Annotated in this window: 10 protein-coding genes; 4 read left to right on the forward strand and 6 right to left on the reverse strand. The window is 53.9% G+C overall.

The window, feature by feature from the left end:
* Window positions 1-7: 7 nt before the first annotated feature.
* Window positions 8-892, reverse strand: coding sequence for a pirin family protein (locus QWF21_RS00895; RefSeq protein ID WP_330086147.1), 885 nt, complete (start codon window positions 890-892; stop codon window positions 8-10).
* Window positions 893-1,099: 207 nt separating this feature from the next.
* Here QWF21_RS00895 and QWF21_RS00900 point away from each other — a divergent pair, with 207 nt between their 5' ends.
* Window positions 1,100-1,636 carry a hypothetical protein gene (locus QWF21_RS00900; protein ID WP_330086148.1) on the forward strand — a complete coding sequence of 179 codons (537 nt, stop codon included), beginning with the start codon at window positions 1,100-1,102 and terminating at the stop codon, window positions 1,634-1,636.
* Window positions 1,637-1,669: 33 nt separating this feature from the next.
* Here QWF21_RS00900 and QWF21_RS00905 read toward each other — a convergent pair whose 3' ends face one another.
* From QWF21_RS00905 to QWF21_RS00920, 4 genes are all read right to left on the reverse strand, one after another.
* Window positions 1,670-2,140 (reverse strand): methylated-DNA--[protein]-cysteine S-methyltransferase, encoded by a 471-nt coding sequence (locus QWF21_RS00905; protein WP_330086149.1) that lies wholly within the window; start codon window positions 2,138-2,140, stop codon window positions 1,670-1,672.
* A complete protein-coding gene (locus tag QWF21_RS00910) occupies window positions 2,133-3,548 on the reverse strand; it encodes an AlkA N-terminal domain-containing protein (protein WP_330086150.1) in 1,416 nt (471 codons plus the stop codon). Before QWF21_RS00910 ends, QWF21_RS00905 begins: the two co-directional genes overlap by 8 nt.
* Before the next feature lie 127 nt (window positions 3,549-3,675).
* Entirely contained in the window at window positions 3,676-4,701 is a 1,026-nt protein-coding gene (locus QWF21_RS00915; protein WP_330086151.1) for a helix-turn-helix domain-containing protein, read from the reverse strand.
* Window positions 4,701-5,585, reverse strand: a complete 885-nt coding sequence (locus QWF21_RS00920; RefSeq protein WP_330086152.1) for a GGDEF domain-containing protein — start codon at window positions 5,583-5,585, stop codon at window positions 4,701-4,703. The genes QWF21_RS00915 and QWF21_RS00920 overlap by 1 nt, the downstream gene beginning before the upstream one ends.
* Window positions 5,586-5,797: 212 nt before the next feature.
* Between QWF21_RS00920 and QWF21_RS00925 the strand changes: the two genes are divergently transcribed.
* The 3 genes from QWF21_RS00925 to QWF21_RS00935 all read left to right on the forward strand — a co-directional run bounded on the left by QWF21_RS00925 (window position 5,798) and on the right by QWF21_RS00935 (window position 11,568).
* Window positions 5,798-8,629 carry a TonB-dependent receptor gene (locus tag QWF21_RS00925; protein WP_330086153.1) on the forward strand — a complete coding sequence of 944 codons (2,832 nt, stop codon included), beginning with the start codon at window positions 5,798-5,800 and terminating at the stop codon, window positions 8,627-8,629.
* Between the two features lie 103 nt (window positions 8,630-8,732).
* Window positions 8,733-10,112 (forward strand): metallophosphoesterase family protein, encoded by a 1,380-nt coding sequence (locus QWF21_RS00930; protein ID WP_330086154.1) that lies wholly within the window; start codon window positions 8,733-8,735, stop codon window positions 10,110-10,112.
* Between the two features lies 1 nt (window position 10,113).
* Window positions 10,114-11,568 (forward strand): histidine-type phosphatase, encoded by a 1,455-nt coding sequence (locus QWF21_RS00935; RefSeq protein WP_330086155.1) that lies wholly within the window; start codon window positions 10,114-10,116, stop codon window positions 11,566-11,568.
* Between the two features lie 22 nt (window positions 11,569-11,590).
* Here QWF21_RS00935 and QWF21_RS00940 read toward each other — a convergent pair whose 3' ends face one another.
* Window positions 11,591-12,604, reverse strand: coding sequence for a hypothetical protein (locus QWF21_RS00940; protein WP_330086156.1), 1,014 nt, complete (start codon window positions 12,602-12,604; stop codon window positions 11,591-11,593).
* Between the last annotated feature and the right edge of the window lie 48 nt (window positions 12,605-12,652).

Consider the following 12,652-nt stretch of genomic DNA (forward strand, 5'->3'; position numbering starts at 1 on the left):
TTTCCTGTCAGATTTGAATGGCTTGCAAGGGTTGATCTCCGGTCAGTTTGCCAGCCTGATAATCGCGTATGGCCTGTTCAATTTCATCGGGTGTATTCATCACGAAAGGTCCGTATTGCGCAATCGGTTCACCAATCGGCTTGCCAGCAAGCACAATCACCTTGGTATCGACCAGGGCTGTGACATGCACTTCATCCCCCTGGCCAAGAACGGCGGCATGGTGAAGGCCGATGGTTGCCGGTTGCGGGCCTGCGGGCAGTTCTACACTGCCTTCGTAGACATACAGCAAGGCATTGTGCTCTGTCGGCAACTGCACCGCGATGGACTGACCAGCAAGCAAGTGTAAATCGTAAAACTGGGGATCCGTGCTCAGGCCCCGAATGGCGCCATCCAGTTTGAGCCCAGCTGTTTGGAAACGACCAGCAATTACTTTGACCTCACCACCATCGGGTAAGGCGGCATGCGGGATCAGCTCGGGGGCGATATCCACATAGGCGGCTGCTTTCATCTTCTCTGCCGCAGGAAGATTCAGCCACAGCTGAAAACCTTGCATCAAACCGGATTCCTGCTGCGGCATTTCCGAGTGAATAATCCCACGGCCTGCGGTCATCCATTGCACACCTCCACTTTTCAGGTGGCCTTTATTGCCCATATGGTCTTGATGCAACATATGACCATGCAGCATGTAGGTTACGGTTTCAAAGCCACGGTGTGGGTGAGCTGGAAAGCCGGCAATGTAATCGCTCGCTTCGTCTGAGCCAAAGCAATCCAGCATCAGAAATGGGTCCAGCCGCAGCTGTTGGCTCAGACCCAGGCTGCGTTTAATTTTCACGCCGGCACCATCGGAAACCTGCCGGGCGGGGATCAGTTGTTGCAATGTACGAATGCTCATGGCGTGTTCCTTAAGGAGAAAGTAGTAGCATTAAACACCAAGATCATTCGAAAGAAAATTGCATATATTGGCATGTATAAATCTATTTTATTGAATGGTATGGGTTCAGGCTTGGTTAAGCTGGCTTTTGTTAGCTTGAGATCAGACAAATCAATAACTGCCGGAATTACGGTGGTATTTTCAAGGCAGTGACCAGGAGGATCTAAGATGAAAAAATTGACCCGGATAAGTTGTGCGTTAGCATTATCAATGGCTGCAGCGCAGGCTGCGGCTGTGAACTGGGATTATGTTGGCGTTGGTTATGTGGATCATTTTGGCTCTGGTGCCTACCTGAACCTGAGCCATCAGTTGGAGCCTCGTTGGGTAGTGCGTGCCGATTTAGAGCGGGTGTCGAAGCGCTCGGTCGATGTTAGTCAGTTTTCTTTGGGAGCCAACTATCTCACAGAATTTAAACTGGATTTTGCACCATCCATTCAAACCTATATTCGCGGTGGGCTGCAGCATGCTTTTGAAGATGCCAGTGATACCGGTATTTATGCTGGTGTCGGTATCACCGACAAGCTGACGCCGGAAGTGGAATGGTTTACTGAGCTGAGCTACCACACTATTGGTCGTGATTATACCAGCCTTGGTGGTGGTCTTGCTTTTTACTTTAGCCCGGATTGGGCAGCCCGGACCAGTGTTGCTTTGAACAGTGGCAATCGCTCCAATGAGTTTCGCCTGGGTGTATCTTACCAGTTCTGATACTTCACCTCGTTCTGTGCTGCTGCCCATCCTTCAGCAGCGCGTCTGGCCTGGTTGTTGTTCATGCTGCAGCAACCAGGCTTTTTTTTCCAGTCCGCCTGCGTAACCGGTCAAATGCCCATTGGCACCGATTACTCTATGGCACGGAATCACTATCGCAACCGGATTGCGGCTGTTGGCCATACCAACGGCTCGGACGGCTTTAGGGTTACCTATGGCATTGGCAATCTGCTGGTAGCTGCGGGTTTCACCAAAGGGAATTTGCTGAAGTGCTTGCCAGACTGCTTGTTGGAATGCGGTGCCGGCTGGCGCGAGCGGCAGGCTGAACCTTTGCAGTGAGCCATCAAAGTAACGCGTCAACTGCCGGGCAGCTTCATTGTGCAGGGCTGATGTTGGGGCAATCAGAGCTGCTTCCTCCTTAATAAAGTGGATGGCGCTGATCCCTTGCTGATTGGTACGGATTGAGATGGCACCAAATGGGCCTTGGATCATGCATTCAATCATGGCGTTGTCCTGTCTGGGGGCTGTTGTTTGCAACCGTCGCTGTTTGAAACCAAAGTTGCAAGGTGGCATAACTGCGCCAGGGAGCTAACTGTTGGTGGCTCATATCGTTGTCGTGTTGTTGCAGGGCTTTTTTGATGCCTAAATCGCCCCCTAACCAGATATCACTGTCTTGCAGACCACGCAGACTGGCGTAGTGGCAGGTCCAGGGTCCTATGCCTTTGATCGCAAGCCATTGCTCAGGGGGGGCTTCTGGTTGCTGTAGCATCAGGCTGGCAAAATCACGCAACGTCTGACGGCGGGACTGAGGCAGTTTTAGCATTAGTAGCTCACTGTCTGCGACCGCGGCTGGTGTTGGGAACAAGCGCTTATCCGGTTGTTCTGGTAATGGCTCGCCCAGCGCTGCCACCAATCGATTTAATTGGGTTCTGGCGGCAGCAACACTGATTTGCTGGCCTAATATGGCCCTAATTCCGGCCTCCCACAGACTCCAGACGCCAGGGATGCGCAGACCGCTGATCAGGTGCTGTTGAAACCAGGGATGTTGACGCAGTTGCTGCTCAATCAGGGTGCAGTCGGCATCCAGATCGAGTAGCCGCCGAATATGCCGGATAAGCGACCAGATTTCGTGGCCAGCCGGATAGTGGAGTTGCAGTCGAAGCTGGTTGGCCGTGCCAGGCTCAACATAAAAACTACCAGTATGACCTTGCCAGTGAAAGCTGCGGCCATAGCCGGTAGCCGTGCACCATTCTACTTTGTCCAGCGCTCGTGCTTGCCAGAACGCCAGCAAGGATGGCCAGGCCAAAGGCGGGCGGTAACTAAGCTCCAGCGTGAGTAAACCATCTGATGTTGGCACAGTGCTGCGCCTTATCTGGCTGGGACTTAGCTGCAACTGCTTGACAAAAGCATCATTAAAACGGCGAATGCTGTGAAAACCAGCCATTACCGCAATGTGTTGGATCGGAAGCTGGGTTTCGTGCAGCAACTTTTTGGCGAACAGTACCTGCTGATGGAGCGCATACTGCTTGGGGGCAATCCCCAGATGTTGTTGAAACAAGCGCCGTAAGTAGCGCTCGCTGATGCCAAGTCGCTCTGCCAATTGGGCCTGATTGCTTTGTTGCAAGGCGCCCTCATCAATTAAGCGCAGTGCCCGCTGTAAGCTGGTGTGGCTGCCTTGCCAGGCCGGAGAGCCCGGCGCGCTGTCCGGCCGGCAGCGCAGGCAAGGACGATAGCCCGCCACGCTGGCTGCAGCTGCACTGGCAAAGTACTCGACATTGCTTTCCAGCGGTGTTTTGGCTGGGCAGATAGAGCGGCAAAAAATGCCGGTGGATTTTACCGCGGTAAAAAAGGCACCATCAAAGCGTGGGTCGCGGCTTTGGCGGGCTTGTTGGCATACATCAGCACTTAGCATCACAGGCACCTGCAATCATCAAATTACATGCAGTATACCAACTTATCAGGACCATACTGGCCGGATCCGGCACTGAATGAAAAGTCTTGGCTAGCTTGAGTGGTATTGAAGCAACTCCAAAGTGTCTTCAGATCAGAAACCAGTCTTTGATAACACTTGGTTGCAGACCCGTCCAGCGCTTAAAAGCCCGGCGGAAGTTATGCTCGTCGGAATAACCCAGCTCGGATGCCAATTGGCGGTTGGACTGTTTCGGTTTTAGCATCAGCTGCAAAGCATGTTGCTGCCTGGCTTCATCCAGTAATTGGCTGAAGTGGCTATGATGCTGGCGCAGCAGGCGTTTTAGCTGTGCAGGACTTAAGCCAAGTTCGTTGGCCAGTTGTTCCGGTGTAGGTTGTACCGGCAGGCAACGCTGCAGGAAACGCCGGCTGTAACTTAGCAGACCCATGCCGGAGGGGCTGTAATGGCGCTGTAAGCGACACAGCCAGAGCACTTCCTTTGTTGTTGCAGTACTGCCCGGTTGCTGTAAAAAGGCCAGCGGAAAGCTCAGCCGGTTATGGCGTTGCATAAAATGAATATCCGCTGGCCAGTGATGCCGGTAGTCATGCAGCAGTGCAGGGGCTGGCCGGCACAGTTCAATTCTCACGTGCTTACGACAGCTGTTGGCATCAAGGCCATAGTGACTAAACAGCACCAACAGCAGGCTGATGCTGTGTTCAATGGTAAATTGGTGCAATGGTGCCAGTCCGATGCTGTCGCTGAAATACAGGCTTAAACGGTCTTGATGGCATAGCACACTTAGCGATACTAGGGGCTGTAACTGCTGACGGAAAAAATACAGACAGGCGAGTGCTTTGCCGAGATTTTTTTGTTGCAACAGTAATTTGCCAAGTGGCAAGTCCTGTTGGTACAAGGTTGCACTGGCCAGCAGCAATGGCAGGGTGTCGCCATAGTTGATGCGCGAAGCGCGCTGGATGACTTTATCCAGTTGCCGGGGCGACAATCTGGCATTGGGTTTGTGCAGATCTGCTGCAAACAAGGAGGTACCGGAGAGTAATTCATTCGCAGCCAGGCCACGGCGCTCACACAGGGCCAATAATTCCATCAGGCTGCTGCGGGCTGGCAGGCAAGGATCATCCTGCAGAAAATAGTGCATCAGGCTGGCTGCGTGACTGGTGACGGCTGAGACGGCTGAAAGCGGACCTGCTCAATCCTGGTAAAGATGGTATCTATCCGCTCGGAAGGCGAGACGGGCAGCACGGCATATTGCAGTTGGACTGCGCTGCCTGTTGTCAGGTGTTTATCCAACTGATGTTTCAGATGCAAAGCCAGCAGTTCGGCTGCTGTAGGCCCGGTAGCTGGCAATAAGGCGACAAAACGATCGCCGGCGAAGCGGCATAGTACATCTGCTGGTCGCAGCAGGCTCAGGCTCAGCTCACTGAGGTGTCGCAGCAGGGTATCACCAGCGGCAACACCATGTTGCCGGTTGTAATGGCTAAAACCTTTTAAATCAAGCACCAACAGGTTTAGCTGCTGCTGCGCAGCTTGCTCCCTCTGCAGTAATGCCTGCAGGTAGGCGGCACTGTAGAGTTGGGTAAGGGGATCTATCCATTGGTGCTCACGCAGTACCTGCTCTCGGCTTTGCAACTGCCGTTCAATCACCCGCTGCTCTTTTAACCAGCCAAGTACCCCCAGAGTCAGCGCCAGCATGCCAAAGGGGGCTGGGATGGATTCCAGCCAGCTCATCAGCCGCAGGTGTTCCGGGTAGCGGAAAAACTCATCCAGCACATCCAGCAGGTAGGAAAATGTCAGCAGGCTGCAGCCAAGAAACAGCCAGTTGGTGACCTGGCTTTTCGGTCTGCGGCTGACGATGAGCAGTAACCAGCCAAGGCAGACCAGCAAGGTGGTCCCTTCGCCTAATACATCGAACCAGTCAATGATGGCTGCTGGTTTTGGCTGCCCGAGCCATACCGCCAGCCAGGCTCCTATAACCAGGCTGAGGCTTGTCAGTGCAAGTTTGATTTGATGCAGACGCCACATGCGTTGAGTTCCGATGCAAAAGCATGATGGTCGCAAAGATTTATTGCAAAAAAATGACACAAACACCGCTGAAGTGAACGGCCCGGACCCGGGTCATTTGGGAGCAACTGGCTGCATTTCCTGACCATGAGCTGTCATAAAACTGCCTCATACTCAGCGCCATTCAATACCACTTTCAAACGTCACTCAATGTCTCTACAACAGGATATGTCATGATCAGCACACCGATAAAAAAACAGCGAATGCTCACTCGTTTTCAGTTTCGGCTCAGCGCCCTGGCCATTGGGATCTTGTGCGCCACTATGGGGCCAGCTCAAGCCGAGGTTGTGGCCGATGGCCGGTTACAGGTCGCTGTTTCGCCAATTCCGCAAACTGGTTTGCGTGGTCAGTTGCAAAATGGCCAAAACTCTTTTTTACAGGGCGCTCAAGTGCGGGTGCTGGGCACAAACCGGGAAACCAGCACAGATCGTGAAGGACGTTTTCGCTTTGATGGACTTACGCCTGGGGTCTACCAACTGGAAATCAGTTATCTGGGCTATGGCCGGCATCAACTCTCTGTGGAACTGAGTGCGGAGCAGGGAACCTTATTGCAGGTACGGTTGCAACGGGATGATACCGAAGTGATGCAGGTGCTTGGAAGTCGCAGTGGCCAATCGCGTGCACTGAACATGCAGCGTGCTTCGGATAACATCAAGTCGGTGATTTCTGCGGATGTACTGGGACGCTTTCCAGACAACAATGTGGCGGAATCGGTGCAGCGCCTTCCAGGCGCATCCATTCAACGGGATCAGGGGGAAGGCCGCTATGTCAATGTTCGTGGCGCTCCGGTGGAGTTTGCCAATGTCACCTTAAATGGCATGTCGTTGCCATCGCCAGACAGTGGGACCCGCGCGATTGAACTGGATACCATTCCGGCGGATGTGATAGCCACGCTCGAGTTAACCAAAGCACTGACACCCGCAATGGACGCTGATGCTATTGCCGGCACCATCAATATCGTCACGCAGGGTGCTTTGGACAGCCTGGAACGCATTGCCCGCTACCAACTGGCTGCCGGTAAGAACCAGCTTGGGAATGGTGATCTCTATCGCGGCGGCCTGACGCTGGGGAGCCGCTTTGGTAGCCAGCAGCAGGCGGGTGTCTTGATTTCTGCCAGTCACAGTACGACAGAGCGGGTAACCAACAACATCGAGCATGACTGGATTGTGTTACCCGATGGTCGCTTCCTGGTGGATGAAACGGTGTTTAAAGATTACCAGCTAACCAGAACCCGTCATGGTTTGTCAGCCCGGCTGGACTGGCGGCCTGCGCCTGAACATCACCTGTACCTGCTGCACAATCATTCACGTTTCAAAGATGACGAATACCGTGACGCGCTGGTGATAAGCCTGGAGCGTTTTGACGATGACGCCAATGCGGTGCAGGGCGAAGCCGGTCGCGCAACCTTTGAAAAGGAATTACGTCACCGTACCGTGGTCAACACCATCGATGCGACTCAGTTTGGCGGACACTCCGTCTTTGAGCGCTTTAACCTGAATTACCATGCCTCCTGGTCTAAAGCGACCCAGACCTACCCGAACAGGGACTACTTGCTGTACCGGGCGAATGAGCGGCCGGCCTTGCACTATGACTTCAGCGATACCGATTTGCCATCGTACCACCTGATCCAGGATGGCAGTGTGCAGGCTGTCAATCGTTTTGATCTACTGGGTGATGACTGGGGATTCCGTCGTTATGAGCGCCGCTTTGGTGCGTCGGAAGAGAAAGAGCAATCCTATGGGTTGGATCTGGAGGTACCTCTAAATTGGGGGCAAGCATACAGCACTTTGTCGTTTGGCTTGAAAGCCCGCCTGAAAGACAAAAGGAATGATGAAGATCGCTTTCGTAACAGCAATGCCTCGCTGGCTCCGGGCTATGCCGACGTGGTTCGTACTGAGCAATCTTTACCATTTGGCGGCCGTTACCACAATGGCGCCAAGCTTGAGCGTGACTTTGTGGCCTTGCATGGCGCTGCACTGGAAGGTATGGACTACCAACAGCGTATCGAAGCCTCTTTGGTGAATGATTACCAGGTGTCAGAAGATATTTATGCCGTCTATGCCATGAATACCCTGGAATGGGAGCAGTTGACCTTGTTGTATGGAGTGCGACTGGAGCACTCCTACACCCGGGGCGAGGCTGTTCGCTTTGACAGCGAGACCGAAGAGGCAGAGTTGCAGCAGGCCAGTCGCCGACAGCAACAGCTGTTTCCAAGTGTGCACCTGCGCTATGAGCTGGATTCTGGCCTGGTGTTACGCTCTGCGTTCAGTACCGGATTAAACCGGCCTAACTTTGAAGAGTTGGTGCCTTATCTGGTGATTGAAGAGCGGGGCGTCTCCGGCGGCCGCCTGAGCCAGGGCAATATGTCGGTCAAGCCAGCCTATGCCTACAATCTGGATGCCATGGCTGAATACTATATGGAACCTTTGGGGTTGGTGTCTGCTGGTTTATTTTACAAACATATCCGCCAACCTATTTTTACCGCTCGCAGTCTGATCACCGAAGGTGACTTTAGCGGCTTTATCGCTTCGCAGCAGGAGAATGGCCGCTCAGGCTATCTGCTGGGACTGGAACTCAACTGGCAGCAGCAACTGACTGCCCTGCCAGGGGTTGGCTTACTGGCCAACCTGACCCTGACCGACTCAGCAGCAAGGCTACCGGATTCCGATGTGAAAACCAGACTGCCGGGGACCAGCCGCACCAGTTACAACCTGGCTTTAAGTTACGATCGTGGGGCATTTTCCAGCCAGCTGGCTTACAACTATCGCTCTGAATTTATCGATTCACTCAACACCCTGCAACCTGACTTTTCTATCTGGTGGGATGGCCGTGCCACGCTCGACGGATCGGTAAGCTACCGCTTGATGCCAAAGCTAACCGCCTATGTTGAAGCCAGTAACTTGACGAACAGCAAAGCTGTACGTTTTCAGGGCGATCGGAGTCGGGTGTATGAGCATGAGCAATTTGGACGAACCTGGCTACTTGGTGTACGAGGCCAGTTCTGAACTCTGGCTGGCATAAAGATGACCAGCTAAAGCCTCTGCGGCCAGTCAGATTCTGGCCGTCAGTCGTTGCCAGGAAAGCCTTTTTTTGACAGGAAAAAAATTAATGATGTTACGACAATATGTTGCAGTTTTTGCGCTGTTAGTATCTGGCCTGGTTCAGGCACAAAATACATTAGTTCCGGCAGGAGTAAGCCGCTATCAGGCCACGGCCTTCCCCGATCGTATTGTACTGACGCCCACTCAGACACCGGCGCACAGTCAATTTATCAACTGGCGAACCAATCATGCGGTGGTGCTTGCTGAGCTGGAACTGACCGAGGCGGTGGATGGCCCGGGCCTGCACCAAACAGCTGTACGCTTTGAAGGCAATACTCAGGCGTTGCAAACCGACAATGGGCTGGCACATCACCATCAGGTGCTGGTCACAGGCCTTCAGCCCGATACGCTCTATGCTTACAGGGTTCGGGGGCAGCATACCTGGAGTGAATGGTTGCAGTTTCGCACTGCGCACGCAGACTTTGTGCCCTTTCAGTTTATTTATTTTGGGGATGCACAAAATGCGTTGAAATCACATTTTTCCAGAGTCGCCCGGGCCGCATTGCTGCAGGCACCGAATGCCAGCTTGATGCTGCATGCCGGTGATCTGGTCAATTCACGCTACGGTATTCTGGATAACGAGTGGGGGGAGTGGTTTGACGCCAGCGGCTGGCAGGCCAGGATGATCAATCAATTGGTGACGACCGGTAACCATGAATACGTGCAGCTGGACCCGGCATCGGATAGCCGTACTTTAGTGCCACAGTTTCCTGCCCAGTTTTCGGTGCCCGGCAATGGCCCGACCCCATTGCAGGATACCGTCTTTTACGTGGACTATCAGGGCGTGCGCTTTATTTCTTTGAATTCGACCGAAGCCTTGATGAACGAGGCGATGGCCAGGCTGCAGGCCGAATGGCTGGAGCAGGTGCTGCAGCAGAATCAAGCCCGCTGGACTGTTGTCACCTACCATCACCCGATGTTTTCTGTATCAAAAGGGCGCGATAATGAACGACTGCGCCACTATTGGCAGCCACTGTTTGCCCGCTATGGCGTGGATCTGGTGCTGCAGGGCCATGATCATGTCTATGGTCGCAATGTCAGCGAAGGCAAGAATGCACATCAGGCTGGCACCGTCTATCTGGTGTCGGTAGCTGGCCCCAAGATGTATCTGGTTTCCGATGATGCCAAACGGCAGATGCAGCCGGTTGCTGAAGATACTCAGTTATTCCAGGTGATCTCGGTCGAAGAAAACCAATTGCACTATCAGGCGCTGACTGCAACCGGACGTTTGTACGATGCATTCAGTCTGCAGCGTCAGGCCGATGGCAGTAAAATTTTGCAACCAGGTTCATCCTTGGTTGCGCCACGTTTTTGTGAAAACCCGGATCAAGCCACCAGAGAGGCCGGCCGTTGCTGGCAGGGCGATGCGTTTGGCGCAGGAGAATAACATGCAGGTACTTAAGAAATTTGTTGCGCCCGGAGCAGCGGCCAGACGGTTCGCCCTGGGGTGTGTCCTTGGTGTCAGCAGCGCTCTATGCATGGCGACTGTGCAAAGCAGTGCGCTCAGCAGTGTAACATTATGGGGGGAGCCCTGGGGTGAGCAGTGGCAGCTATATGGCAGCAAAGCACCCTATCAGCCGCGCCAGCATTGGCAAAGCTACGAAGTGGCGCCCGCAGGGTTTACTGCTGTCATGGTGCAGCATGTGGCGCGGCATGGCTCGCGGGGTTTATCCAGCCCGGATGATGATGATCTCAGCTTGCAGTTGTGGCAGCAGGCACAGCAGGAGCAGCAACTGACCGCAAAGGGGCAGCAGTTGGGTGAGCAACTCAGGCGTTTCCAGCAGGCCAATGCCCAATTGGGCTATGGCAATTTGTCGGCATTAGGGATAGAAGAGCATCGGCAGATGGCTGAGCGTTTGCTTCAGCGCCATCCTGCTTTGCTGGCAGAGGGAAAGGCGCAACAACGTCGTGTGCGTTTACAGCACTCAGGCCGGGAGCGGGCGGTCGATAGTGCTCTGGCATTTGCGGATCGTTTGCTTGAGCTGGTACCAGAGCTTGAAGCTTTATTGGATGCACCGGCCGTTGCAACGGATAGTCTGTATTTTCATAAATCGGCTGGCAGTGAAGCCTACAGTGCCTACCGTAAGTCGGATCCGAGACTGGCTTTGGTGCTGGAGCGCTTGCATCAGTCACCACAGGCACAGCAGCAAGCCCGGCAGTTACTGGCTACTGTCTATCAGGAGGATTTCATCGCCCGGTTGGCGGCGGGTCATTATCGCTTTCAGGCCCGCGAGGATGATGCCGAGCTTCGCAGCGTGATGGATGCAGCTCAGGCCTTGTTCAGCCTGTATGTCACCGCATCCAACCTGAGTTATGAAGGCGACTGGACCTTGCACGACTTTATGGAGCCAGAAGCAGTAAAGTTTATGGCTTATCTGGATGATGCGGAGTCATTCTATCAGCGCGGCCCGGCTTTTGCTGGCGAGAATGTGACCTTTCAAATGGCAGCCAGGTTGATGCTGGACATGCTGGATAGTGTGGCGGCCCTGCAGCGTGGTGAGCAGCCGTACATGATGGAACTGCGTTTTACCCATGCGCAAGTGATGATCCCTTTTGCGACTTTACTTGGAGTGGCTGGCGCAACGCAGCAAATGCCTGAGACAGTGCTGTACAGCTATCAGAACAATCCCTGGCGTGCGGCGCTGGTATCCCCAATGGCCGCCAATGTGCAATGGGATATTTACCAGAATGCTGCCGGCCAGTTGCTGGTCCGAATGCTGCATCATGAAGCTGAAACAGCTTTTAAAGCCAGCTGTCAGCCATACCCGGGAACACGTTTCTTTTATGCGTTGACCGAGCTGCAGCGGTGTTACCAGCAAGAGCTCATCTTGGTAGCGCAGTGAATGGCAAGGCACCTTGCTGGTTTTACACCAGCAAGTCGATTTGTTGGACCAGTCCAGCTTTACCTGTGGTGTTTAAAAAGACACTACTGCGTTGCAGCATGCCAGCAAGCTGGTCGCTGTTGTCAAAAAACAGCGGCATCCGGGTGGGGACCGACTGCACCGAGACGGCACCGATTTGCGCCTCTGCCATACTCAGTTGCTGACCATCCGGCCGCCACAGGTACAGGTCTTGCCAGATGGCATCTTGCTGGTCGATAAAGCCATTGCCATCCAGGTCGTAAGCAGCTAGTTCGGCAAAACCTTCACCGGTGCTGGGGCCAAAGAGTTCGGCACCGGACTCAATTCTGCCATTGCCGGTTTTATCCAGCCCCAGATAAAACTGCTGCGCTGCCAGGTTGGGCAGTTGCACCGGCACACCGGTATTAAAGAGATCAAAACTAAAAGTATCGCCGCTTAGTTGCGCTGGCATGCCATTCAGGCTAATGACGATAGGATCCTGCAGCTCGCTGGCCAGCAGAGTACGGCTGCTGATGGTAGCCCAGCTGTATTCCATCTGAAACGAAAAGTCCCAGTTGATTTGCTGGCCATCAGCCAATTGTGCCGAGCCACTGAAACTGGCAGAGACTGCCTGATAGCCAAACTCCCATTCGGTAATGCGGATCAGCTCATCGTTGCCGGTTGGCTCTGCAGCTCTGATCTGAGGTGTTTCTCCAGTTGGACTGAGCTGGTAGAGTTCAATCTGGCGGTTGGATAGCTGCTCCAGAATACGCTTGACCATGCCAACAGTCTGATAGGCATTGAAGGCTTTTTCTTCCAGTGCTTGCTCTTCGTCAGCCGGTTGGTTATCAACGGCTTCTGCTGCTGGCTCAATGCGGTTGCGTTGCAGTGCCTGTTGCGCCCGCTCTGTTGCTTGCGCAGGCAATACAGGTGTAACTGCCCGGTTGGCAGGCACTTGGCTTCGTTGCTCCTGGCGACCCTGAAACACTGCACTGACTTCCGTCGCCCGGAGTTGTTGCGTTGCTGTCATAAGTTCCATAACAGGCTCCGGCTGGGGGATGATATCTGGTTATCGGCTGAAGGGGGG

Source organism: Alkalimonas mucilaginosa, assembly GCF_036327005.1.
Lineage (GTDB): Bacteria > Pseudomonadota > Gammaproteobacteria > Enterobacterales > Alteromonadaceae > Alkalimonas > Alkalimonas mucilaginosa.

Bases quoted from the DNA above. Each gene is read 5' to 3' on its own strand.
- QWF21_RS00895 (WP_330086147.1), bottom strand. From the start codon at position 892: ATGAGCATTCGTACATTGCAACAACTGATCCCCGCCCGGCAGGTTTCC.
- QWF21_RS00905 (WP_330086149.1), bottom strand. From the start codon at position 2,140: ATGATTGAATGCATGATCCAAGGCCCATTTGGTGCCATCTCAATCCGT.
- QWF21_RS00935 (WP_330086155.1), top strand. From the start codon at position 10,114: ATGCAGGTACTTAAGAAATTTGTTGCGCCCGGAGCAGCGGCCAGACGG.
- QWF21_RS00940 (WP_330086156.1), bottom strand. From the start codon at position 12,604: ATGGAACTTATGACAGCAACGCAACAACTCCGGGCGACGGAAGTCAGT.
- QWF21_RS00930 (WP_330086154.1), top strand. From the start codon at position 8,733: ATGATGTTACGACAATATGTTGCAGTTTTTGCGCTGTTAGTATCTGGC.
- QWF21_RS00920 (WP_330086152.1), bottom strand. From the start codon at position 5,585: ATGTGGCGTCTGCATCAAATCAAACTTGCACTGACAAGCCTCAGCCTG.
- QWF21_RS00910 (WP_330086150.1), bottom strand. From the start codon at position 3,548: ATGCTAAGTGCTGATGTATGCCAACAAGCCCGCCAAAGCCGCGACCCA.
- QWF21_RS00925 (WP_330086153.1), top strand. From the start codon at position 5,798: ATGATCAGCACACCGATAAAAAAACAGCGAATGCTCACTCGTTTTCAG.
- QWF21_RS00915 (WP_330086151.1), bottom strand. From the start codon at position 4,701: ATGCACTATTTTCTGCAGGATGATCCTTGCCTGCCAGCCCGCAGCAGC.
- QWF21_RS00900 (WP_330086148.1), top strand. From the start codon at position 1,100: ATGAAAAAATTGACCCGGATAAGTTGTGCGTTAGCATTATCAATGGCT.